The 23,099-nt window shown below is 69.8% G+C and carries 23 protein-coding genes; 11 read left to right on the top strand and 12 right to left on the bottom strand.

Annotated features, from left to right (window positions below; genetic code table 11):
* Positions 1 to 108: 108 nt before the first annotated feature.
* On the bottom strand, positions 109 to 996 hold the full coding sequence (locus Ahu01nite_RS38370; protein ID WP_203841649.1) for an SDR family oxidoreductase: 888 nt from the start codon (positions 994 to 996) through the stop codon (positions 109 to 111).
* A 90-nt stretch (positions 997 to 1,086) separates the two neighbouring features.
* On the opposite strand from Ahu01nite_RS38370, the gene Ahu01nite_RS38365 reads away from it, so the two are divergent.
* Complete coding sequence (locus tag Ahu01nite_RS38365; RefSeq protein ID WP_203841648.1) at positions 1,087 to 1,644, top strand: TetR family transcriptional regulator; 558 nt, start codon at positions 1,087 to 1,089, stop codon at positions 1,642 to 1,644.
* Here Ahu01nite_RS38365 and Ahu01nite_RS38360 read toward each other — a convergent pair.
* The 7 genes from Ahu01nite_RS38360 to Ahu01nite_RS38330 all read right to left on the bottom strand — a co-directional run bounded on the left by Ahu01nite_RS38360 (position 1,641) and on the right by Ahu01nite_RS38330 (position 9,049).
* Complete coding sequence (locus tag Ahu01nite_RS38360; protein WP_239159481.1) at positions 1,641 to 3,152, bottom strand: tannase/feruloyl esterase family alpha/beta hydrolase; 1,512 nt, start codon at positions 3,150 to 3,152, stop codon at positions 1,641 to 1,643. The two genes, Ahu01nite_RS38365 and Ahu01nite_RS38360, sit on opposite strands and share 4 nt — an antisense overlap.
* 98 nt (positions 3,153 to 3,250) lie before the next feature.
* Entirely contained in the window at positions 3,251 to 3,970 is a 720-nt protein-coding gene (locus Ahu01nite_RS38355) for a hypothetical protein (RefSeq protein WP_203841647.1), read from the bottom strand.
* On the bottom strand, positions 3,958 to 4,491 hold the full coding sequence (locus tag Ahu01nite_RS38350; protein ID WP_203841646.1) for an RNA polymerase sigma factor: 534 nt from the start codon (positions 4,489 to 4,491) through the stop codon (positions 3,958 to 3,960). The genes Ahu01nite_RS38355 and Ahu01nite_RS38350 overlap by 13 nt, the downstream gene beginning before the upstream one ends.
* A gap of 55 nt (positions 4,492 to 4,546) precedes the next feature.
* Positions 4,547 to 4,963 (bottom strand): hypothetical protein, encoded by a 417-nt coding sequence (locus tag Ahu01nite_RS38345; RefSeq protein ID WP_203841645.1) that lies wholly within the window; start codon positions 4,961 to 4,963, stop codon positions 4,547 to 4,549.
* A complete protein-coding gene (locus Ahu01nite_RS38340; protein ID WP_203841644.1) occupies positions 4,963 to 7,212 on the bottom strand; it encodes a DUF4132 domain-containing protein in 2,250 nt (749 codons plus the stop codon). Before Ahu01nite_RS38340 ends, Ahu01nite_RS38345 begins: the two co-directional genes overlap by 1 nt.
* 309 nt (positions 7,213 to 7,521) lie before the next feature.
* Entirely contained in the window at positions 7,522 to 8,073 is a 552-nt protein-coding gene (locus Ahu01nite_RS38335) for a thymidine kinase (protein WP_203841643.1), read from the bottom strand.
* A gap of 16 nt (positions 8,074 to 8,089) precedes the next feature.
* Entirely contained in the window at positions 8,090 to 9,049 is a 960-nt protein-coding gene (locus tag Ahu01nite_RS38330) for a LysR family transcriptional regulator (protein ID WP_203841642.1), read from the bottom strand.
* Between the two features lie 124 nt (positions 9,050 to 9,173).
* Here Ahu01nite_RS38330 and Ahu01nite_RS38325 point away from each other — a divergent pair, with 124 nt between their 5' ends.
* Genes Ahu01nite_RS38325 through Ahu01nite_RS38310 form a run of 4 tightly spaced genes read left to right on the top strand, consistent with a single transcriptional unit; the run spans position 9,174 to position 12,335 of the window.
* On the top strand, positions 9,174 to 9,797 hold the full coding sequence (locus tag Ahu01nite_RS38325; RefSeq protein ID WP_203841641.1) for an NADPH-dependent F420 reductase: 624 nt from the start codon (positions 9,174 to 9,176) through the stop codon (positions 9,795 to 9,797).
* A 31-nt stretch (positions 9,798 to 9,828) separates the two neighbouring features.
* On the top strand, positions 9,829 to 10,764 hold the full coding sequence (locus Ahu01nite_RS38320; RefSeq protein ID WP_203841640.1) for an SDR family oxidoreductase: 936 nt from the start codon (positions 9,829 to 9,831) through the stop codon (positions 10,762 to 10,764).
* A gap of 19 nt (positions 10,765 to 10,783) precedes the next feature.
* Positions 10,784 to 11,452, top strand: a complete 669-nt coding sequence (locus tag Ahu01nite_RS38315) for an NADPH-dependent F420 reductase (RefSeq protein WP_203841639.1) — start codon at positions 10,784 to 10,786, stop codon at positions 11,450 to 11,452.
* A gap of 25 nt (positions 11,453 to 11,477) precedes the next feature.
* A complete protein-coding gene (locus tag Ahu01nite_RS38310) occupies positions 11,478 to 12,335 on the top strand; it encodes an RNA polymerase sigma-70 factor (RefSeq protein ID WP_239159480.1) in 858 nt (285 codons plus the stop codon).
* Here the strand turns inward: Ahu01nite_RS38310 and Ahu01nite_RS38305 are convergent.
* A complete protein-coding gene (locus Ahu01nite_RS38305) occupies positions 12,325 to 13,050 on the bottom strand; it encodes an SDR family oxidoreductase (RefSeq protein ID WP_203841638.1) in 726 nt (241 codons plus the stop codon). The genes Ahu01nite_RS38310 and Ahu01nite_RS38305 overlap by 11 nt on opposite strands.
* A 184-nt stretch (positions 13,051 to 13,234) precedes the next feature.
* Between Ahu01nite_RS38305 and Ahu01nite_RS38300 the strand changes: the two genes are divergently transcribed.
* From Ahu01nite_RS38300 to manD, 6 genes are read left to right on the top strand one after another with little or no spacing between them, the layout of a single operon-like run.
* Complete coding sequence (locus tag Ahu01nite_RS38300; RefSeq protein WP_203841637.1) at positions 13,235 to 14,221, top strand: LacI family DNA-binding transcriptional regulator; 987 nt, start codon at positions 13,235 to 13,237, stop codon at positions 14,219 to 14,221.
* Positions 14,222 to 14,245: 24 nt separating this feature from the next.
* A complete protein-coding gene (locus Ahu01nite_RS38295) occupies positions 14,246 to 15,466 on the top strand; it encodes an extracellular solute-binding protein (RefSeq protein ID WP_203841636.1) in 1,221 nt (406 codons plus the stop codon).
* Complete coding sequence (locus Ahu01nite_RS38290; RefSeq protein WP_203841635.1) at positions 15,463 to 16,515, top strand: ABC transporter ATP-binding protein; 1,053 nt, start codon at positions 15,463 to 15,465, stop codon at positions 16,513 to 16,515. Before Ahu01nite_RS38295 ends, Ahu01nite_RS38290 begins: the two co-directional genes overlap by 4 nt.
* On the top strand, positions 16,515 to 17,390 hold the full coding sequence (locus Ahu01nite_RS38285; RefSeq protein WP_203841634.1) for an ABC transporter permease: 876 nt from the start codon (positions 16,515 to 16,517) through the stop codon (positions 17,388 to 17,390). Before Ahu01nite_RS38290 ends, Ahu01nite_RS38285 begins: the two co-directional genes overlap by 1 nt.
* Positions 17,387 to 18,211 carry an ABC transporter permease gene (locus Ahu01nite_RS38280; protein WP_203841633.1) on the top strand — a complete coding sequence of 275 codons (825 nt, stop codon included), beginning with the start codon at positions 17,387 to 17,389 and terminating at the stop codon, positions 18,209 to 18,211. The genes Ahu01nite_RS38285 and Ahu01nite_RS38280 overlap by 4 nt, the downstream gene beginning before the upstream one ends.
* Positions 18,208 to 19,416, top strand: coding sequence for a D-mannonate dehydratase ManD (gene manD, locus Ahu01nite_RS38275; protein WP_203841632.1), 1,209 nt, complete (start codon positions 18,208 to 18,210; stop codon positions 19,414 to 19,416). Before Ahu01nite_RS38280 ends, manD begins: the two co-directional genes overlap by 4 nt.
* A gap of 30 nt (positions 19,417 to 19,446) precedes the next feature.
* On the opposite strand, the gene Ahu01nite_RS38270 is transcribed toward manD, so the two are convergent.
* From Ahu01nite_RS38270 to Ahu01nite_RS38260, 3 genes are all read right to left on the bottom strand, one after another.
* Positions 19,447 to 20,067, bottom strand: a complete 621-nt coding sequence (locus Ahu01nite_RS38270) for a hypothetical protein (RefSeq protein ID WP_203841631.1) — start codon at positions 20,065 to 20,067, stop codon at positions 19,447 to 19,449.
* 71 nt (positions 20,068 to 20,138) lie between these two features.
* On the bottom strand, positions 20,139 to 21,746 hold the full coding sequence (locus Ahu01nite_RS38265; RefSeq protein WP_203841630.1) for a glycoside hydrolase family 27 protein: 1,608 nt from the start codon (positions 21,744 to 21,746) through the stop codon (positions 20,139 to 20,141).
* A 65-nt stretch (positions 21,747 to 21,811) separates the two neighbouring features.
* On the bottom strand, positions 21,812 to 23,092 hold the full coding sequence (locus Ahu01nite_RS38260) for a HEPN domain-containing protein (RefSeq protein WP_203841629.1): 1,281 nt from the start codon (positions 23,090 to 23,092) through the stop codon (positions 21,812 to 21,814).
* Between the last annotated feature and the right edge of the window lie 7 nt (positions 23,093 to 23,099).

The following is a 23,099-nucleotide window of genomic DNA, read 5'->3' as shown; positions in this document are numbered from 1 at the left end:
CTTCCCAGATGTCGCATTCGCATCCCTTCCGTCGAGGATCGCGGGCGTCATCGCCGCGCGCTCCTGGACGGTAGAGAGTGGACGCAGCAGATCTGAATACAGCGATCTCTAATCAGACACCACGAGGTCATCGAGCAGCGTCGCGTGGGTGGGGGACCAGCCGAGCAACTTCCGGGTGTACGCGCTGACCACCGGCGCGTCCATTCCGTAAATGGTGGCCATGAACGGGCTCGGGAAATGCGCGACGGCCTCGTCCGGCGTCAGCGACACCGCGGGCACACCGAGACCCCGGGCGATCGTCTCCGCGATGCTCCGCAGGGTGACGTTCTCGGCCACGCCGTGCAGCACGCTGCCCGCGGGAGCCTTTTCCAGCGCGAGCCGGAACAGCACCGCAGCGTCGAGCCGGTTGACCGCCGGCCACCGGTTGCCGCCGTCGCCCACGTAGGCAGAAACCCCTGTCCTGCGGGCGGTGGCGACGAGCAGGGGAATGAACCCGTGGTCGTCGGGGCCGTGGACGGTGGGTGCCAGGCGGACCACGATGGCGCGTACGCCCCGGGTGGCGAAGCCGAGGCACGCCTTCTCCCCGACGATCCGGAACGCCGCGACCCCGGCCGGATCGGGTTCGTCGAGCTCGCCGGTCTCGCGCCCGGCCGGCATGACCAGGGTTCCCGAGGTGACGACGAGCGGCTTGCCGGTGCCTTCGAGGGCCCGGCCGAACGTCTCGATCGCGTTCCGGTCGCGCAGGATCATCGGCTCGGGATCGGCGAAGTCACCGCCGTATCCCATGTGCAGAACGCCGTCGGCCGCCTCGGCGCCACCGCGCAGCCGGTCGAGATCTTCCAGAGAGCCGGGGTACGCCGTAGCGCCCACCGATTCCAGCCGGGCGGCCGCGGCGTCCGACCGGGCGAGTCCGGTGACGGTGTGGCCGGCCGAGACCAGTTCGGCGACGACGGCGGGGCCGGTCTGCCCGGAACCGCCGGTGACGAAGACATGCATGAGCACTCCTGAGGTAACGCCAGTGACTGGCACTACGGCCGACAGTAGCCCGTAGCGCCAGTGACTGACAAATGCGGTACGCTCGGGTCCGTGCCGAGGAGTGGAGCAGACGCCCGCCGCCGCCTCCAGCAGGCCGCCCTGGAGCTCTACCAGGAGCGCGGCTTCGACCGGACGACCTCCGCGGAGATCGCCGCCCGCGCCGGTGTCAACGAGCGCACGTTCTTCCGGCACTTCCCGGACAAGCGCGAGGTGCTCTTCGACGGCGAGGCCGACCTGCGTGCCGCGCTCATGCAATCGGTTGCCGAGGCTCCCGGGGAGCTGCCAGCCCTCGACGCCCTGCTGCACGCGTTCCGGAGGGCCGCGCAGATCCTCGAGGACAACCGCGCGTTCCGCGAACCCCGGCTGCGGATCATCGCCGCGACCCCCACCCTGCGCGAACGCGAGCTGGCCAAGGCCGCGATGCTCACCGACGCCCTCGCGGAGGCGCTGCGGCAGCGCGGCGTCGCCGACCGGCTGGCGGGCCTGGCCGCCGCGACGGGCTGGGCCACGTTCCACCACGCGGCGCAGGACTGGATCGACGACCCGTCGCGAAGCCTGGAGAAGCACCTCCTCCAGGCCTTCGACGACCTCCGTGGGCTTGCTTCCTAGTAGTGACCCACGTAGTGGTAGCCGGCGTTCAGGCTGCCCGGCGCGGCGTGCACGGGGGCCAGTGCGTCGAACGGCTCCACGTCCACGTCGCGGATCAGGTCGGTGTAGTCGCTGTTCAGTGTCGGCACGTTGATCGTTTCGGGGGCGGTGCCCTGCTCCACCCAGTCCATCAGCGGCTGGAGGAATTCCGGCACGGCGACCTCGGAAGGGCTGTCCGCTTCCGGGCCGAACAGGCAGTGGTAGCCCGCCGGGATCATGTAGAGCCGGGTGTACGCGTCAGCACCGCCCCGCTGCTGCACCGCGCGGTAGTAGTCCACGGTGGAGAACGGCGGGATGAACGGGTCGGCCCAGCCGTGATACATGATCAGCTTGCCGCCGCGCGCCCGGAACGCCGACAGGTCCGGATCGTTCGCGTTGTAGAGGGCGTCACCGACCCGGTTGAGCCGGTCGAACGTCGCCTTGGTGAACCGCACGTCGGTCAGCCGGAAATCGTCGGGCAGGACCGTGGGGTAGCCGAGATACTTCAGGTAGTTGTAGCCGATCGTCCCCGCGTTGCCGTCCAGCGGTGAGCCGGAGCGGACCACGAACAGCCCGGTCCAGCCGAGCTCGGAACCGTACGGCATCCCCCCGTTGTAGAGGCCGGCCGGTCCCCGGTAGAAAGCCACCACCGCGGCCACCTGCGCCCCGGTCAGGCACGCCGGCCGGTCGACGCCGGCCGGACAGCGCAGCGACGACGGCTGGAACCCGCACCGGCGCGGATCCTGGATCACGTCACCGCACGCCCGGACCACGGCGTCGTGCAGCGCCGGGATCTTCTCCGGGCCGAGGATCTGGCCGCCCCGCGAATCGGTGTTACGCACGGCCATCCACGCCTGCAGCAGGGCGAGCGGTGCCTCGTTGTTCGCCGGGGCGCCGGCCAGGATGCCGTCAAAATCGGCGGGGAACCGCTGGGCCAGGTTCAGCCCCTGCCGCCCGCCGGTCGAGCAGCCGTCAAAATAACGGTACGCGGGCCCGTACCCGTAAAAGCCCGTCATCACCGTGTCGGCAGCGACCCGCAGCCGGTGCTCGGACGTGAGCCCCCACTCGACCCGGGCCCGCGGATCGGCGCCCCAGGTGGCCGGCGCCGTGCTCAGCGGATCCCCGGTGTGCCCGGTGTCATCGGCGGCCACCACCAGCGTCCTGGCCAGCGCCGCCGGGCAGCTGAACCCGAACAGCGGGAACGCCAGATCGGGCACCTCACCGCACAGCCCGCTGCACCCCTGCTGAACGTACTGCCCGGTCCACCCGGTAACCGGCAGCTTGACGGTGAAGTGCGTCGCGGGCAGCAGCACGCCCTGCACCTGGCAGTAACCGTCAGCGACGGTGGCCGAGGTGACCTTCCCCTGGGCGAGGTGTACGGCGGTGAGCCCGCCACAGTTCACGGTCGCCGGCGCGGCCCCGGCGGCACTCGCCCCACTCAGAACCAGCGCGAGAGCCGCCATCACGACCAGCAGTTTGCGGATCATCATCGATTCCCTCCTTAGAGGATCGACGTTGCCACCGCGCTGATTCCGGCACATCAGTCCCAGGACTGGTCCTGAAATCATCCCCGGGACGGAGAACTCCGTCAGAGGTCGTACGTGTGCGAGCCGGTCGCTGTGTGCACCACGACGCTCAGTCCGCCGGCCAGGCCTGCCTCCGGGCCGGGCCACCACGCCGCCCACCAGCCACCCGCGACGCTCGCCTGCACCCTGGTTCCGTCGGGCAGCAGCAGGTCGACGCCGGTGACGTCGGGGGCCGCCCGGCCGAGCACGTCGGAATACTGCCGGGCGCCGTATCCGGTGGCGCCCCTGGTGTCGACGGCGACCCGTCCCGCCGCGGGCAGTGGCGGTTCGGCGTCTGCGTCGTCGGTCAGGCGCTGCGAACCCGCCACCTCGCCGGGCTCCAGCAGGGTGCACTCGATGAGCGGGCCGGTGCTGAGCCACATGACGAGCAGGGTCGCCCGGCCTCGGCGTTCGGCGAGGACCACGTCCCCGGGGGTGCTCGTGCCGTTGTCCCAGCCCGCGGCGCAGAGATCGGCCTCGGGGGAGACGGCGGATCCGGGAAGGGTGCGGGGGACCGGCGTCCAGGAGGCGTAGGCGGTGCCGTTGCCCCCCGGTAACAAGGCCACCAGCAACGCTGTCACCGCCGCTGCGAGGACCGCGACGAGCCGCCGTGGGCGTACCCGTGCCTGGGGTTGCTTCGCCATGATCAGCGTGAGATCGGCCCGGGAGCGGGACCACTCCTGCTCGCTCGGCTCGCGCCCGCGCGCAGGGTCGAGCTGGGCGAGGCTGGTCAGATCATCCATGGTTGTGCCTCCATCGGTGTGCTCGGTGCGGTGACGGCGGGTTCGAGCGCCTGTCTCAGCCGGCGGCGGGCCCGGCCCAGCCGCATCGCGAACGTGCTCCGCCGGCAGCCGAGCACGGTGGCGGCCTGCTCGCCGGTGAGCCCGTCGAAGGCGACCAGCGACAGCACCTCACGGTCGGCGGCGCTGAGCGTCCACCAGGCCCGCACGAGATCAACCCGCCCGGCTCCGGCCTGCGGGTCCGCCCCGGCCGCGGGCGCATCCTCGACCATCCGTACGTCGACCACGTCCCGCCGCCGCACCCCGCGCACCTGGTTCGCGATGGTCCGGCGCGCCACCCCGAACAGCCACGGCCGGGCGTCGCCGGGGACCTCGCCGAGCCGCCGCCACGCCACCAGGAACACCGACGCGACCACGTCCTCGGCGTCGGCCCGCGGGATGCGCCGTTCGACGAAGCGGAGCAGGTCGGCGTACGTCTCCTCGTGGATGGCACGGAATCGTTGCTCGTCGGCGCTCACCCTCATGCCCCGTACCTGTCCGGGCCCGCCCGTCCTGTCACACCCATGATCGGAAAATTTTCTACAGCGCGAACGGACGGTAACTCAGGATCTCGTCGACGATCTCCTCCGGCGTCGCGTCGTCCCGCAGGACCGGAGCGGGATGCGTGACGTTGACCTCTAATACGTGCAGATAGAAGGGGTTGGTCAGTGCACGTCCGACGATCTCGATCAGCTCGTCGCGGGTGATGTCGGGGACCTTCGGCCAGGCGGGCCACAACAACCCCCGGGCGAACTCCTCGACCGGCCCTGAGGAGCTGTAGCTGAGGAAGGCGTACAGGTCGAGGTCGTAGCCGGTGTCCGCGTTGAATGCCGCGATCGCCGCCTCGGTCGGCTCACCCCGCCAGTGCAGCTCCTCGATCCGTTCGACCGCGGCGCACACCTCGGCGAGTCGCTCGGGCGCGATCTCCGGCTCGCACAGCTCTGCCCGCAACTCCATCAGCGTTCCATTCCGAGAAGCTCGACCAGCAGTTCCGACAGGGCGGCAGGATCACAGACCCCCATAGGAGTACGCCGTTCAAGCTGCCAATGATCCGACCAGGAATCGTCAGCCCAGATCTCCGTGATCCGCTGTTCCGGGACGGTGTTGTAGCCCGCCGTCGTCACCCCCGGTTCGATCTCGACCACGAGCGTCAGCCCGCCGGGCAGTCCCCGCTCCAGCTGGGTGTGCAGGTGGTTACGGGTGTGGAAGCCGTTGCCCTGCCAGGCCCCGCCCAGCAACCGCGCGAGCCGTTCCGTCTCCACCGGCCCGAACCCGCTCAGACCCGTCGCCGCGCGCTGCTCCCCGGTCAGCGTCACCACCGTCCGATGCACCTGCGGGAACGGTTGCAGCACCTCGTAGTCGGCGAGTATCTCCGCCCACACGGCCAGCTCCTCACCCAGCTCCGCCGGGTGCACGATCCCGAGCCGCGCATCGCCGTCGACAACCGCGGCCGAGTCGTGGACGTCGGCGAAGCTGCCGTCCTCCGCGACCCGCAACGCCCTGACGAGTCGTTTCTCCGCGTCGTACTCGCCCCACAACAACCGCCGCGCGACCGGCCCGAGAACGGGATGCGGCAACAGCACCGCGCCGAGGTCAGCCGCGGGACGGAACCGGTGCGCGAGCATGTCCCGCTCGAACCGGGCGATCTGCGCCGCCGCGGTTGCCCGCAGCTCCTTCTTGAAGCGCAGAAACCACTGGTACGCCTCGGGATCGGTGTCCTTGACCCCCGGTTTCGGCGGTCTCGCGAGCCGCCGGCCGTCGGCGCCCACGGCGTACGGTGTGAGGTGATCGTCGGTTATGACCGTGAACTTGCGTGGCCCGTAATCGAGCGTGACCCCGCTGTCGAGCCCGTGGGTGATCGCCAGCCGGTCCGCCAGCTGCGTCACGGACAGCCCCCGCCGCGCGGCGGCCTGCGTCAGGTGTACAACGGCCCGCTCGTTCGTGGGCCCGCCGGACATGCCCTCCTCGATAGCCAGCAGGTGCCGCAACGCCACATCCGACCCCACGGTGGCCAGCACCGCGAGCCCGTCGATCGCCCGTGCCCACCGGCTGCGCGCCGGCCACGACTTCACCAGCGGCGCCAGCCGGTCCATGGTGTCGTCGTCCCCTACGTGCGCCTGCGCCAGCACCACCCAGGCCTGCGCCGGAGGCATGTCATCCGTCACCCAGTCATCCAGCAGCGCCCTGCCGAACTCCGCCAGACTCGGCCGGTCACAGCCCGCGATCAGCTCCGCAGCCTCGGGATCGGCCACCGCCACCAACGGCTGCGCGGCGGCCGAGGACTCGACGATCACCGGCACCCCGCCGCCGTCCGGTGCGGGGTCCCCGGGCGCGGGCTCCGGCGCCTGCGCCAGCCGCGACCGGGCCAGCGCACCCACCAGCCGCAGAACCTGATCCTCCGGCATCATCGCACCGGTCGCCGTCCGTACCTCCGGCCACCGCTCCGGCTGCGGCTTCTGCTTCCGCGCCGTCTGTGGTCCCTCCGCAAACTCCACAGGTACGGGTGTGAGCAGCTCGCCGTCCGGCAACTCCCACCCGGGGGCGGGCTCGATCAGCGCGGTGATCACGGCGAGCGCGCTCGGTCCGTACCCGTCAGCGGCTTTGACAACGACCGGTCCCTTGCCGGTGGCGGCCAGATAGCGCAACCCGTCCTCAGCGTTCTGCCGTGCCTTGCCCGCTTTCCCCACCGCAGCCGGGATCAGCGCCCGCGCCGCGCTCTCGGCATGCCGCTGCAGCCACATCCGCCCCCACAACCGCGCGGACCCGAGATGCCGCAACCACCCCGCGGCCAGCGCCGCGGCCTCCGGCCCCCGGAACGGCAGCAGCAACAGCCCCAACCGGTCGGCGTCCTCCCCGGCCTCGTTCAGGGCGAGTGCCAGCGCGTCCAGCTCGAACCGCGCGACCGCCACCCGGTCCAGATCAACCCGCTGCCGGTGCCGCACCAGAATCGTCGTCGCGAGCAACGCCCGCGCCGACGCCTCCGGCCCCTTCACGAACAGCCACGACACCTGCGCGGGCGTCAGATCCGACAACCGGTCCGCCCCGGTCGCCGCCGTCACCCAGTCCGGCTCCTCCCGCCCGTGATCCAGCGCCGCAGCCCGAGACCACCACAACTCCCGCTCCCCGTCCACCCACACCACGACGGTCGGATCCGCACAGACCAGCCCCTCGACCACCCCCGGCCCGCGCCCCTTACCCGCCACCATCGCCTGCCCCTCCAGGTCCGTCCGATCGGTCCGGAGACCGTATCGGAACCGCCTTGCCCCCGCGCCGGCGATTCGGCACGATGCCGGCGTGGGATCAGACTGGACCTGGGAACCGCACGTCCCGGAGGCAGACGCGTTCCGGGAGCTGCACGCGCGCCTGACCGCCCTGTGGCTCGCTGCAGCCCAGCGCCTCAACGCCACCGGGCGATGCCGTGCTGATCACCCTGCTGGACGACCCGGCGGCCGTTGATCCGGTTCGCTACCAGGACATCCACGCCCGGTGGCTCGAGACCAGGCCGTGAAAGGCGGTCAGGGGAGGACGACGCAGCGGCGGCAGCGGGCCTCGTAGGTGTAGGTGCCGTCGTCGGGGAGGGCGGTGGAGGGGGCGAGTTCGCGGATCATGGGTTTGCCGTGTTCGAGGACCTGGGTGTGGGTGGCGTCGAGGGAGCGGCAGACGTCGCAGACGGCGCGGCGGTAGATGACCTTCTCCGGGGCTAGCTCGAAGAGTGCCTGGACCGGGGCGAAGAGCGCGCCGCGGTGGTCGAGGTCGATGCCGGCGACGACGACCTTGATGCCCTGCAGGACGGCTCGGCCGAGCTCGGCGATGTCGGAAACGGTGAACATGTGGATCTCGTCGACGCCGATGACCTCGACGTCGGTGGCCGCGGCGCCTGCGAGGGTGGTGACCTTGACCGTCTGGAGGCTGCCTCCGGAGCGGGAGGTCACCGCGGTGTCGCGGCCGTGGCGGGCCGACTGGTAGATGCAGTGCGGGATGCCGGCGTGCTGCAGCGGGGACAGCAGGCTGATCATCTCGAGCGACTTGCCGCCCTTCATCGGGCCGAGGATCACGGTCAGGTCCATGCCGCAGACCGTGCCATCAGCCGGGTTGCTCGTCGTGGGCGGCCACCCGCCGCGAGACGGGTGCCACAGTGGCGCCGGCAGCGGTCTCGCCACCGAGCTGCCACATCTCGTAGTTTCCGCATTCTGCCGTGATCTCGGCCGTTGCCCTGGCCGCCGCGAGGAAGTCGTCGATCATCGGCGAGGAGCGTGATGCCGCGACCGCGAGGCACACCTGCTCGGGTGCCATGTCCGGGACCGGCACGTAGCTGACCTCGGGATGTGAGTGGAACACGGTCGCCGAGCGGGCCAGGAACGAGATGCCCCGGCCGGCCGCGACGTGCTCGAGGGTCTCGTCCACCCCGCGCACGAGGTAGCCGGCGTTGGGGTGCGGGCGCCTGGTGGGCTGCGTGCCGGGGTCGGCGTGCCAGAGCAGCGGTTCGCCGGCCAGGTCCGCCTCGGTGATCTGCTCCTTGCCGGCGAACCGGTGGCCGGCGGGCAGCACCGCGACGCGCGGCTCGGTGTACAGCGGGATGACGCGCAGGCCGGTCTCGTCGATGGGCAGCCGCACGAAGCCGATGTCGATGCGGCCGTCGAGCAGCATCGTGGCCTGGTCGTCGCCTTCGATCCGCTGCACGTCCACGAGCACGTCCGGGTGCCGGGTGGCGAACTCCCGCACCGCGGCGGTGACCGTGATGCCCGCCCGGAAGCCGACCATCAGCCGCCGGTTGCCCCGCGCGGCCACGGCCACCCGGTGCCGGACCGCGTGCGCGGAGGCCAGCAGCGGTCCGGCGTCGCTCAGCAGCTGCCGGCCGGCGTCGGTGAGCGCCACGCCGTGGCTGTCCCTGGTCAGCAACGGGGTGCCGAGGTCGTGCTCCAGGGCGCGGATCTGCCGGCTGAGCACCGGCTGCGCGATGTGCAGCTCCTCGGCGGCGCGGCCGAAGTGCAGCTTGTCGGCGACGGCGGCGAAGTAACGCAGCTTGCGCAGGTCCAGATCCATGGGGCCTCCCGGTCCGGCGATGCCCCAAGGGTATCGCAGCGACCGAAAGAGGTCTTGGACAGCCATTCGACGCAATGGCACCGTGACGTGAAGCGCCATTCAGCGTCAGAAAGCGGGAACGTCAATGAGCAGCATCAGCATTATCGGCCTGGGCGGCATGGCCCGCGCCATCGGTGCCCGCGCGGTGGAAAGCGGTAACGCCGTCGAGGTCATCGGTCGCGACGCGGCGAAGGCCAAGGACCTGGCCGCCGAGCTCGGTGGCGGTGCCACGGCCGGGACGTTCGGCACGGTCCCGGCCGGCGACATCGTCATCCTCGCCGTGCCGAACGCCGGCGCGGTGCCGGTCGTCACGCAGTACGGGGACGCGCTGGCCGGCAAGGTCATCATCGACATCACCAATCCCCTCCGGGCCGACGCCTCCGGGCTGGTCACCCCCGACGGCACGTCCGCCGCGCAGGAGATCGCCGGGGCCGCCCCGGCGAGCGCGCACGTCGTGAAGGCGTTCAACACCGTCTTCGGTCACACGCTGACCCCGGGCCGCTCACTGGACGTGCTCTACGCCGGCGACGACGCACGGGCCAAGGCGAGCGTGTCGGCATTCATCGAGAGCCTGGGGCTGCGCCCCCTGGATGCCGGCGGCCTGGACATGGCGCACTGGCTGGAAGGGACGGGTCTGCTGATGATCAGCCTCGCCCGCCACGGCGTCGGGAATTTCAATTTCACCCTCGGCGTCACCATTCTCGGCTGACCACACGATCACCATTCTTAAGGACAGTCGCATGCGCGTTTTTGTCACTGGCGGGACCGGCCATTCCGGTTCGTACATCATTGCTGAGCTTGTCGCCGCCGGGCACGAGGTCATCGGTCTGGCCCGGTCAGACACCGCTGCGGCGGCGGTGTCCGCGCTCGGCGCGAAGGTGCGTCGCGGCGACCTCGAGGATCTCGACGGGCTCAAGGAGGCGGCTGCGGACTCCGACGGCGTGGTGCATGTCGCGCACCGGCAGGACCTGCTCTTCTCCGGCGGGGTCCACGCGGTGGCCGCCGCGGAGGTCCCGATCATGCTCGCCTATGGCGAGGCCCTGGCGGGAACCGGTAAGCCGCTGGTCGTGGCGGGGAGCATCGGCTCGCCCGGGCAGGGACTTCTGGGCCGGACGGCCACCGAGGAGGACCCGGCCCTTCCCAGCGATGATGAGCACCGGGCCACCCTGCGAGCTCGTAATGTCGTGGAAACCACGGTGATCGGCCTCGCCGAGCGGGGAGTGCGGTCCTCGGTCGTGCGGATCGCCAACATCGCGCACGACACGACCGATCGTGCCGGTTTTCTCCCGGCACTGATCGCGCTCGCGAAGGAGAAGGGCTTCGCCGGCTATCCCGGAGACGGCGCGAACCTGTGGAACGCCGTGCATGCCCGCGATCTCGGTTCCCTGTTCCGCCTGGCCCTGGAGAGGGGACCGGCCGGCAGATACTGGCACGCGGTCGATGACGAGGGCATCCCGTTCCGCGAGATCGCCGAGGCCATCGGCAGCCGCCTGGGCGTGCCCGCCGTGAGCGTTCCCGTCGACGAACTGGTGCTCCCGGCGTACTTCGGGTTCCTCGCGAATGTCGTTACGCAGAGCTACCCGGCGTCCAACCTCATCACCCGCCGGACCCTCGGCTGGGAACCCACTCAGCCCGGCCTGCTCGCCGATCTGGACAACGGCCATTACTTCGTATGACAACGGGAGAGCTGTGACCATGACAACTGTGGGACTCATCGGAAGTGGTGCCATCGGCAGCACCATCGCGCGGCTCGCCGTCGACGCCGGGCATCGGGTCGTACTCAGCAACTCGCGCGGTCCGGGAACGCTCGTGGACACGGTCGCGGAACTGGGTCCCGGGGCGTCCGCGGCGACCAGCGGGGAGGCCGCGGCGGCCGGCGACCTCGTCGTGGTCACGGTGCCGGTCAGGGCCTTCGCCCACCTGCCCGTCGCCTCGCTGGCCGGGAAGACGATCATCGACACGTGCAACTACGGCGCGGAGCGGGACGGGCCCATCCGCGAGCTCGACAGCAACTCGCTCACCTGCAGCGAGCTGCTGCAGCGGTACATCCCGGACGCCACGCTCGTGAAGGCGTTCAACACCATCTACTTCAAGCACCTGCTGGCACTCGGGCGCCTGGCGGGGGCGGCCGGCCGCTCGTACCTGCCGATCGCCGGGGACTCGGTTCGGGCGAAGGCCGAGGTGACCGCGTTCATCGATTCCATCGGGTTCGGCGTGGTGGACGCGGGACAGCTGGCGGACAGCTGGCGGCAGGCGACGGGGACGCCGGTGTGGGGCACGCCGTACGGGCCGTACTCGGACGAGAAGGGCCGGCCGGCCGGTGAGGACGCCATCCGTGCGGCGCTGGCCGTCGCCACGCGGTAGTCGATCCCCGGGATAGGGTCGGGCTGTGGGGGATCTCGACGAAGCGACGACGCTGTTCATGGACGTGCGGCCGCGGCTGTTCGGGATCGCGTACAGGATGCTCGGCAGTGCGGGTGAGGCCGAGGATCTGGTGCAGGACGTGTGGTTGCGGTGGCAGGCGACCGACCGCGGTGTCGTCCGCAATCCCGGTGCGTTTCTGGCGACGACCACCACCCGGCTGGCCATCAACGAGTTGCAGTCGGCGCGGGCGCGGCGTGAGACGTACGTAGGGCCTTGGCTGCCGGAGCCCGTCGACACCAGCGCGGATCCGTTCCTGGGCGCCGAGCGCGGTGAGGCGCTGGAGCTCGCCGTGCTGATGCTGATGGAGAAGCTGACACCTCACGAGCGGGCCGCGTACGTGTTGCGGGAAGCGTTCGACTACCCGTACCCGCAGATTGCCGAGATTGTGCAGTCCACCGAGCCGGCGGTCCGTCAGCTGGTGAGCCGGGCCCGCAAACACGTCGCGGGGGAGCGCAAGATTCCCGTGCCGGAGCAGGCGCAGCGGCAGTTGCTCGTGACGTTCCTGGAGGCCGCCCGCGGTGGTGACCTCGAAGCGTTGGAGAAGCTGTTCGCGGCCGATGTGGCGAGTGTGTCCGACGGCAACGGCGCGCGGCAGATCTCCCGCAGGATCGTCACCGGTGCGGGGCGGGTCGCGAAGTACATCGCGGCGTTCTCGAGCTGGTGGTGGGACGGCGTGGACGTGCGCTGGGCTACCACGAACGGGCAGACCAGCGCCGTCCTGCGCCGCGGTGACACCTTGCTCGGGATGGTGACCGTGGTGGCTTCCGAGGACGGGATCGATCAGGTGCTGTGGCTGATGAACCCGGAGAAGCTCACGATGTGAGGGCGAGCCACTCCCGGAACGTCGTGGCCGAGAGGACCGAGCCGGCCGGCCCGGTCAGGACGTCGCCCTTCACCGCGCCGAACATGCCGGCGGTGGGGTCGACGACGACCTTGCGGGAGCCGGCCACCGCGATCCGGCCGAGTTCGTCGAGCGTGAAGACCTCCGGTCCCGCGTAGTTGCGCGTGCCCTGCAACGGCGCGCCCGAGGCCACCGAAGCCACCGCCGCGGCGACGTCGGCCGACGCCATCGGCTGCACCGGCGTGGCGGGCAGCCGGACGGTGTCGCCGTCGGTGGTCCAGGACAGGATCGCGTTCACGAACTCGTAGAACTGCGTGACCCGGACGATCGAGTACGGCACCGGGCCGGCCTTGAGGATGTCCTCCTGCAGGACCTTGGCCCGGTAGTACGCGAGGTCCGGCACCTGGTCCACGCCGACGATCGACAGGACCACGGCGTGCCCGACACCTGCGTGCTTCGCTGCTGCCAGCATGGTGTCCATCGTGGCCTGGAAGAACGCGGGCGATGCCTCGTCGAAGGTGGGGGAGTTCGTCAGGTTCACCACGACGTCGGCGCCCTTGAGCCCGGCGTCCAGACCCTCGCCGGTGAGCAGGTCCACCCCGTTCGACGGGGACAGCGACACTGTCTCGTGAGCGTGGAGCAGCTTGACGACCTGCGAGCCGATGAGCCCGGTGCCACCCAGTACGGCGATCTTCATGTCCTGCACACCTCTGTCCGTTGCGCTGCCGGGGCCTTCGCCCGGCGACGCCAGCTATGACAGGGCAGCCCCTCCCGGTGTGACAGATGTCGATCATGTAACTGGAAAGTCACTCATTGACAATCTTCTGGAAACGGTTCCAGACTGACTCACGTCAATATCTCGATCTTTCCGGGAGTGCGGCGTGGCGGTGACGATCAAGGATGTGGCGAGGCTCGCCGGTGTGTCCGCGTCGTCGGTCTGCCGGACCCTCGCCGACCCCGGGGCGGTGCTGCCCGGGACCCGGGAACAGGTCGAGAAGGCCGTCCGCGAGCTCGGTTACTACCCCAACCGGGCCGCCCGGGGGCTGAGCACCGGCCGCACCGGCAACCTCGGCGTGGTCCTGCCCGACCTGGCCAACCCGTTCTTCGCGAGCGTCGTGAAGGCCGCGCAGACCCAGGCGCGGCGGCTCGACTACGCGGTCTTCCTCAGCGACATCGACGAGGACCCGGCGGTGGAGACAATGCTGATCCGGGCCCTCGCCAAGCAGGTCGACGGGTTCCTGCTCTGCTCGCCGCGCTCCAGCGACGACGAGCTGCGCGCGTTCGCCGGGCACACCCCGATCGTCCTGCTGAACCGCCGGATCGGGCCGTTCCCGTCGGTGACCGTGGACGCCGCGGACGGGATGCGGCAGGCGCTGACCCACCTGCACGCCCTGGGCCACCGCAGGGTGGCGTACGTGGCGGGTCCGCGTTCCTCCTGGTCCAACCGGGAACGGCTGCGCGGGCTGCGCTCGGTCGCCGGCACGCTCGGCGTCGACCTGGTCGAGGTCGGGAACGTGCCGCCCACGGTGGAGGGTGGCGTCTCCATCGCCGACGTCGTGCTCGCCAGCACGGTCACCGCGGTGCTCGCCTACAACGATCTGACCGCGTTGGGGCTGCTCAACCGGTTCCATGCCCGTTCCGTCGCCGTGCCCGGCGACATCAGCGTGATCGGCTTCGACGGCATCCTGCTGTCGGCGCTGGTGAGTCCCGCGCTGACCACGATCGCCGTCGAGATGGACCGGATCGGCCGGGTCGGGGTGGATCTGCTGTTGGAGACCATGACCGACCCCGGGCGTACGCCCATCCGCCGGGTCCTGCCCGCCCAGCTCATCGTCCGCGCCTCGACCGGACCCGCCAGACCTTCCTGAGAACCACCGAAGGAGAGCAGAGCCATGCCGTCCAGCAGACGCCAATTCCTCGCCATCACCGCCGCCGTCGGGGTCTCGGTCACCGGTCTGAGCGCTTGCAGCGCCCCGGATTCGGGCCAGGGCGCGGCCAAGACCGACGGGCCTGTGCCCGACAAGCCGTCGGCGCCGCAGACCGTCAACGTCCTCGACGTCGCCGGGAACCTCCAGCTCACCCAACCCATGATCGACGACTTCGTGGCGAAGAACGACAAGGTCATCGCCAAGGTCACCTATACCAAGGCGACCGCCCCCGAGCTGGTCGGCAAGGTCAAGGCCCAGCAGGGCGCCGGCCGGGTGGACATCGACCTGGTCCTGACCGGCGTCGACGGGCTCGCCGCCGGCATCGACCAGGGGCTCTGGCTCGATCTGCTGCCCGCGTTCGCCGCCCGCCTGCCCGGCATGGCCGACTACCTCCCCGGCGCGGCGGCGATGCAGAAGCTCGCGGGCAACGCCGGTGTCGCGGTCACCTACTACCCGTCCGGCCCGCTGATCGAATACCTGCCGAAGAACGTCGCCACCCCGCCCACCGCGGCGCCTGCGCTGCTGGAATGGGCCAAGGCCAACCCGGGTGGCTTCCAGTACGCGCGCCCGTCGAACTCGGGCCCGGGACGCACATTCCTCATGGGCCTGCCCTACCTGCTCGATGACGCCGACCCCAAGGACCCGGTGAAGGGCTGGGACAAGACCTGGGCCTACCTCAAGGAGCTCGACAAGTACGTCACGCTGTACCCGTCCAGCACCAGCGAGACCATGAAGAACCTCGCCAACGGCTCCGCGAAGATCATCGCGTCGACAACCGGGTGGGACATCAACCCCCGGGTGCTCGGTACGGTCCCCAAGGAAGCGAAGGTCGGCACCCTCGCGGGCTTCCACTGGATCACCGACGCGCACTACGCGGTCATCCCCAAGGGCGTCTCGGTCGACAAGCAGGCCGCCGTGCTCGCGCTGATCGCGTCCATGCTCACCCCGGAACAGCAGGCCAAGGCGTACGACAAGGGCTACTTCTACCCGGGCCCCGCGATCAAGGACGTGCCGCTGTCGATGGCGCCGGAGGACAGCCGCAAGGCGATCGAGGAGTTCGGCCGCCCGGAGTACGAGGCGCTGATCGCCGGCAGCCCGCTCACCGTGCCGCTCGACGCGAAGTCCCTCGTCGCCGCGTTCGACCGCTGGGACCGCGAGGTCGGCGGAAACAAGGTGAAGAAGTGACCGACGGATTTCAGGAGCTGCGGCTGGATGGCGTGAGCCGCAGCTTCGGAGGTAGCGACGCGCTCGCCGACCTCGATCTCACTATCCGCCGTGGCGAGTTCATCGCGTTGCTCGGGCCGTCCGGCTGCGGCAAGTCGACCGCGCTGAACTGCCTCGCGGGGCTGCTGCCCCTCACCCGCGGCAGCATCTGGCGCGACGACACCCGCCTCGACACCCTCCCGGCCGAGCGGCGCGGTTTCGGCATGGTCTTCCAGAACTACGCCCTTTTCCCCCACATGACCGTACGCGGAAACGTCGCCTTCGGTCTCCGCATGCGCCGCCTGCCCCGAGCCGAGATCAACCGCAGAACCGACGAAGCGATCCGACTGGTACGCCTCGACGAGCACGCCGCGAAACTGCCCGGTCAACTCTCCGGCGGCCAGCAGCAGCGCGTGGCGATCGCCCGCGCCGTGGTCCTCGAACCATCGCTCGTACTGATGGACGAGCCGCTGTCGAACCTCGACGCGATGCTGCGCCTCGAGATGCGTACCGAGATCCGCCGTCTGCACCAGTCGCTCGGCCTGACCACCGTCTACGTCACCCATGACCAGGAGGAGGCACTGTCCATGTCGGACCGCCTCGTCGTGCTCCGCGGCGGCCGGGTGCAGCAGATCGGCACCCCCGAGCAGGTGCACACCCAGCCCGCGAACAGGCACGTCGCCGGGTTCATGGGCTACCGCAACATCCTGCCGATGCGGCTGAAGGAGGGCAGCGTCGTCGAGGGCGGGGGACTGACGCTGCGGGGGACGAAGGTCGGCGAGATCGCGGCAGGCGACGCTGTCGAGGCGGCGATCCGCCCCGAGGACATCCACCTGGCCGCGCATCCCGGCGAGGGGATCGAGGTGACCACCGAGGTCGTCGAGTACCAGGGCCGGGAAGTGGCCGCCGAGGTCCGCACACCCGGCGGCGTGCTGCTGCATCTGCGTACGGACAGAGCCCTGAAACCGGGCGACAAGGCCGAGCTGGTCTTCGATCCGGACCGGCTGCTGATCTTCCCCGAGGGGGACTGATGGTCGCGCTGAGCCACCGCCTGGCCGACCGCGGCATCGACCGGCACCTGTTCCTGCTGGTACCGGCGACGCTGTTCGTCGCGGCGCTGTTCATCTACCCGTTCTGCTACGGGCTGGGCCTGTCCCTGCAACCGGCGCAGGGCGGCACGTTCGGCGCCTACCGGGAGTTCTTCACCGACGCGTACCAGCGCGACACCATCATGACGACGCTGAAGATCGCGCTGCCCGCCGCACTGCTGAACGTGGTGGCTTCCGTGCCCATCGCGTACAAGATGAGGGGCCGTTTCCGCGGCAAGCGGTTGCTCACCACCGTGCTGGTGGTCCCGATCACCCTGGGGACCGTCCTCACCGCCGAGGGGCTGCTCAACTTCCTCGGCCCGACCGGCTGGTTCAACCGGACCCTGCTCGCCGCCGGGATCGTCGACACCCCGCTCACCCTGACCCACAACTACACGGGTGTCTTCCTCTCGCTGGTCATCACCGGGTTCCCGTTCGCGTTCCTGCTGGTCCTGTCGTACCTGTCCGGCATCGACCCCAGCCTCGAACGGGCCGGGGCGACCCTCGGCGCGGGCTGGGCACAGCGCTTCTTCCGGATCACGCTGCCGCTGCTCGCCCCCGGCCTGGCCACCACGTTCTGCCTGACGTTCGTGCTCGCGTTCAGCGTCTTCCCGTCCGCGATCCTGGTCGGCGACCCGTCCGGCAGCACCCGGGTCATCTCCATCGCGGCGTACGAGGCCGCCTACGTGCGCTACGACTACGCGGCCGGCAGCGCGGCCGCCCTGATCATGGGCGTGGTCGAGCTGATCGTCATCGCCGTGGTCCTCGGCCTGCGCAGCCTGCTCTACACCGGCACCACGAGCGGAGGAAAAGGATGACGCGGCCACGCCTGGGCACGTGGTTCATCGGGACCGCGATCACCATCTTCTTCATCGGCCTCGCCGGCGTCGTCGGCTCGGTCGTGGTCAACTCGTTCGGCACCCGCTGGTTCGACACGTGGCTGCCCGAAGGCTTCACCCCCGACTGGTACGGCCAGGCGTGGGACGAATTCACCCTGCTCCCCGTCCTCGGCGTCACCCTCACCGTGTGCCTGCTCGTGGCGGTGATCTCGGTGCTCGTCGGCGTGCCCGCGTCCTATGTGCTCGCCCGCCGCGCCTTCCCCGGACGGCGGGCGCTCTACCTGCTGTTCCTGCTGCCGATCCTCATGCCACCCATCACGTACGGCATCCCGCTCGCCACGGTCCTCTACAAGTACGGGCTCGCCGGGCATCTGTCCGGCGTGGTGCTCGCCAACCTCGTGCCGTCGATCCCGTTCGTCATCCTGACCATGACGCCGTTCATCGAGCAGATCGACCCGGCCGTCGAGCGGGCCGCGCGCATGTGCGGGGCGCGTACGGTGCAGATCTTCACCAAGATCTTGGCTCCGTTGCTGATCCCGGGCATCCTTGCCGCGACCATTCTGGTGGTGGTCCGGACGGTCGGCATGTTCGAGCTGACGTTCCTGACGGCCGGGCCGGACTCGCAGACGCTGGTGGTCGCGCTGTTCTACTCGATGTCGGCGGCCGGCATCCGCGCCCAGCAGTCGGTGGACGCGATGGCTGTCATCTATACCGCGATGATGCTGGTGCTGCTGGTGGTCGCGCTGCGCTTCGTGAATCCGACGCAGCTCGTCGCCCGGGTCAAGGACGACTCGGAGTGAGGATCGTCGACGCCCGGGTCATCGTCACCTGCCCGGGGCGCAACTTCGTCACGCTGAAGATCGTCACGTCCGACGGGTTTACGGGGGTGGGGGATGCCACGCTGAACGGGCGTGAGCTGTCCGTCGCCAGTTACCTCACCGAGCATGTGGTGCCGGCGCTGATCGGGCGGGATCCGGCGCGGATCGAGGACACGTGGCAGTACCTGTACAAGGGTGCTTACTGGCGTCGCGGGCCGGTGACGATGTCGGCGATCGCCGCCGTGGACACTGCTCTGTGGGACATCAAGGGGAAAGTGGCCGGTCTTCCCGTTTATCAGCTGCTCGGCGGGCGGTCCCGGGACGGGGTGACGGTTTACGGGCACGCTAACGCGGTGGACGTGGATGGGGTTCTGTCCGAAATTTCGGCATACATTGACCTCGGCTATCGGGCCGTGCGGGTGCAGACGGGGATTCCGGGGCTGGCGAGCACGTACGGCGTGGGCAAGGACCGCACGTTCTACGAGCCCGCCGACGCCGCGATCGCCACGGAGAACACGTGGTCCACCGAGGCGTACCTCGCACACATCCCGAACGTCTTCGCCCGGGTCCGCGAGGAGTTCGGCCCCGCCCTGAAACTGCTCCACGACGTCCACCACCGCCTCACCCCGATCGAAGCAGCCCGCCTCGGCCGCAGCCTGGAGCCCTATCACCTGACCTGGATGGAGGACCCCGTCCCGGCCGAGCTCCAGAGCGGCTTCCGCGAGATCCGCCGCCACACCACCACCCCGATAGCCGTCGGCGAGGTCTTCAACACCATCTGGGACTGCCAGGAACTCATCACGGACCAACTGATCGACTACATCCGTACGACGGTCGTCCACGCCGGCGGCATCACCCACCTGCGCCGCATCTTCGACCTGGCCGCCCTCTACCACGTCCGCAGCGGCTCCCACGGCGCCACCGACCTCTCCCCGATCTGCATGTCCGCCGCCCTCCACCTGGATATCAGCATCCCCAACTTCGGCCTGCAGGAATACATGCGCCACACCGACGAGACCGACGAGGTGTTCCCGCACGGCTACCGCTACGAGGGCGGCTACCTGCACCCCTCCGAGGAACCGGGCCTCGGTGTGGACATCGACGAGGAACTGGCTGCGCGCTACCCGTACCGTCCGGCGGCCTTGCCGGTGAACCGCCTCGAAGACGGAACGATGCACAGCTGGTAGCCGCGGCCGGGCGACAGCGTGGGCGGGTGGTCAGTCGAACCAGGCCACGATGCGTACGCCGTCGTCGCCGAAGCGGCCGGCCAGGGCCCGCATGACGGCGAAGACATGTTCCCAGCCGGTGCCGGGGCCCAGCGCGTCGAGGCGGTTCAGGGACAGGTATTCGAGCCGTTCGCCGCCCGCCTGCCAGCTGCCGTACGGTGCCTGCGCCGGGGTGGGTCCCAGCGGGGGAACGCCGTAGCGGGTGACGATGTCGGCCGGCCACTCGTCGTCGACCCGCCGGTAACTGCAGTCACCCTTGGCCGACCATTTCTGCAGCACGCCGCGGCATTGCGGGGTGACCGTCATGTCCAGGTCCTTCAACTCGGCCCACGACACCCAGGTCTGATCCCCGACCGCCGCGTCGATGCCGGCGTCACTCTGGAATTCCGTGCGGACCGCATCGGAGACGTCACCCGGAAGCCCGCGTCGCGCGGCGATCGGCGCCCAGTTGGCCCAGTTCCGCACGCCGAACAGGCACCCGAACGCGAAGTAGTTGTTGTTGGGGTACAGCGGGTAGAGATCCATGGCCCGTGTCCACGGTTCCATGTCGTCCGGGTCGTCATGTGGTCGCAGCTGGTAGACCTCGATGACGCCGTAGATATCGGTGGACACGGCCGCCGACTTTACCCACAGCGCAGGGCGGCCTCGCGAATGGCCGCGCGGCCGCGCCATCATGCGGATGGTCAGGTGAAGGTCCAGCGCTGGTTGGCAGCGCCGGTGCAGGTCCAGAGCTCGAGAGCTGTGCCGTTGGCGGTGGCGCCTCCCGTGACGTCGAGGCAGAGACCCGACTGGACGCCGGTGATGGTGCCGTCCGCGTTGAACCGCCACTGCTGGTTGGGGCCGCCGTTGCAGGTCCACAACTCGATCTTCGTGCCGGGCGTGGTCTGATTGTCGAACGCGTCGAGGCATTTGCCGTAGACGACGAGCTGACCCGCCGGGGTGCGGGTCCACAGCTGGTTGGTGCCGACGTTGCAGTCCCAGATGCCGATCAGGGTCCCGTCGGTCTGGCTCCAGTTGGGGTCGTCGACGCAGCGGTTCGAGGCCGCGCTGACGAGCGTGCCGGCCGGGGCGTTCGGGTTGCCCGCGGATCCGCCACTCACGCGGTACATGGCCGCGCCGTGCGCCGGGACCGAGGCGCTGATCGCTCCGGTCGTGCTGGAGGCGGCCCCGGTCCAAAGATCCGTGAGGGTGTACGCGCTGCCTCCGCTCTTGCCGATCGTCGCCGCGTCCGTACTGATCGTCCGGGCGGTGGTGTTCTCGTTGAACAGCACCACGGCCACATCGCCGTTGGACAGCCGCTTGGACAGCACGTCGAGACCGTCGCGGGTCTGGACCAGCACGCCCTGGGCGCCCAAGGTGTCCTGGTCGACCGCGATGACCGCGCGGTTGGTCAGGATGCCGAGGGTGGTGGCGCTCGCCGTGGTCAGGTTGTTGCCGGCGATCAGCGGGGCCGCCATGATCGCCCAGAGGCTGAAGTGGGCCCGGTCCTCGACGGCCGACCAGCCGTTACCCACCTCGAGCATGTCCGGGTCGTTCCACGCGTCCGGTCCGGCGTAGCGCGCCAGGCCGACGCTCTGGTGGAAGTTGCGCAGCATGCTGTCGAAGCCGGTGTTGATGTCGTCGGTCGTACGCCACAGGTTGCCCACGCTCGGAGCCCAGGTCCAGGGTGCGTTCACCCCCCACTCGCACAGGCTGTAGACGATCGGCCGGCCGGTGGCGGCCAGCGCGTCCCGCATCGCGGTGTAGCGGTCGATGTACTGCTGCTGGGTCGTGCTGCCGTTGTTGTAGCAGTTGTCGTACTTGAGATAGTCGACTCCCCAGGCGGCGAAGCTGCGGGCGTCCTGCTGCTCGTGGCCGAGACTGCCGGGGTAGCCCGCGCAGGTCAGCGTGCCCGCGTCCTCGTAGATGCCCAGCTTGAGGCCTTTGCTGTGGACGTAGGCAGCGGTTTCGGCGATGCCACCGGGGAATTTGGCGGGGTCGGGAACCAGGTTGCCGGCGGCGTCACGGCTGCTCGTCATCCAGCAGTCGTCGATGTTGACGTAGCGGTAGCCGGCTGCGGCCATCCCCGAGGAGACCATGACGTCGGCCGTCTGCTCGACCAAAGCCTGGGTCACGTCACACCCGAACGCGTTCCAGTCGTTCCACCCCATCGGCGGGGTGCGGGCGAGCCCATTGCCGATTGGGGCGGCTTGGGCAGTGGTGGGTGGGGTGGCTTGGGCGGCGGTGGAGGGGACGGTTGTTGTGGCGGCCGCCAGGACGATGGCGGCGACCACACGGGGAAGGCGGGTCATGGGAAAATCCTATGATGCATTGCATCGACATGCACAAATGTCTGATGTTCTTGTTCAGGCGACCGCTACGCCCCCGGTCGGGCCGCCCGTGCTCGCGACCGCAAACTCCGGGTCGTTTCCGGCAACCTGTCGACAACCGCGCGGGTCGGATCGGTGATGTGTGTCTGCCGTACCGCCGCGGACAGCAGCGCGTCGTCGCAGACGGTGTCGACCCTGAACAGCGGGCCGAGGATGATCAGAGCACGGAACACCTCGCGCAGATAGCCGTAGAGCCGTGCGGGTAGCCCCTGTAGCTTCACCTCCTGGACGAGGTCACCGTGGGCAAGCTGCGACCGGATCCCGTACGCGCTGCTCACGTCACGGTAGATCGACAGGCGGTCCTCGCCGTCCCTCCCGATCAGGATGGCCGTCCGCTGGGCCACCTTCCTGGTGAAGTCGCCGCCTTTGTCCACGATCAGCAGATGTTCCAGCGCCGAGATGAGCCAGAAGACGATCTCGGCGCGGTCGTGCGGAGAGACTGGCTCGCCGTCGGTGCCAAGCCGTGGCCCCTGCGCCAGCAGGCGATGCGCGCTCCGCCGAAGGCGGTCTGCGAAGGACTTCGCGGCCTTGCGATCCGGGCCGGTGGTCCGCGCCGCGGCGTCCCGCACAGCGCTCAGCAGGGGTTCGAGCGTTGCGACGGTGGCAACGATGCGGTCGGTCGCGGCGAGGTTGAGCAGGAGCAGCGGCTGCCAAGCGGCAATCGTCACCTCCGGCTCGCCCGGCGCTGCCGCTACTTCGCTCGGTTTCCGGGCAGCACTGATGCGACGCAGAACGATGCATCCGCCGTGGCTCAAGGCCTCGTCCCATGGGTCGGCGCTGAACCGGCGGGTCGACGGGAGCGGCGTCAGCGGTTCCAGGTCTGCCGATTCGATGCGCGTCAGCTGCCAGCCCGCGATATCGACGGGACCTCTGAGGTCCAGGGCGCTGTCGATGACGAACATCCGTTCGCACGGCACCGCCGGCCCGGCCAGGAACCCGGCCAGGTCCGTGACGAGACCATGAGGCAGGTCAGGGGTGGGCAGGTCACGCAGGAGGCCGGTGATCCCGAGCGTGTTCAGCTGGCGGATGGACAGGTACCGGCCCCAGGCGTGCTGCGTATCTTCGGGCGTCCGGCCTTCGTGGACCACATGCAGGTAGTCGTGCGCCCGAGCGGTGAGCCGGGCCTGCCGGCCGAGATCGTGAAGCCGGTCGGCAAGCTCCTCGCGTAGTTCATGACCGGGGTCGCTCAGCTCGTCGCGGTGTTGCCAAGCGAAGCGGAGAACGCCGGTGATCGCTGCGGTGAGCGTCTGATGCGGGTCGACGGCCATGTCGCCA

The organism is Winogradskya humida (assembly GCF_016862215.1).
Taxonomy (GTDB): domain Bacteria; phylum Actinomycetota; class Actinomycetes; order Mycobacteriales; family Micromonosporaceae; genus Actinoplanes; species Actinoplanes humidus.
This window is presented reverse-complemented; position numbering and strand designations above follow the sequence as displayed.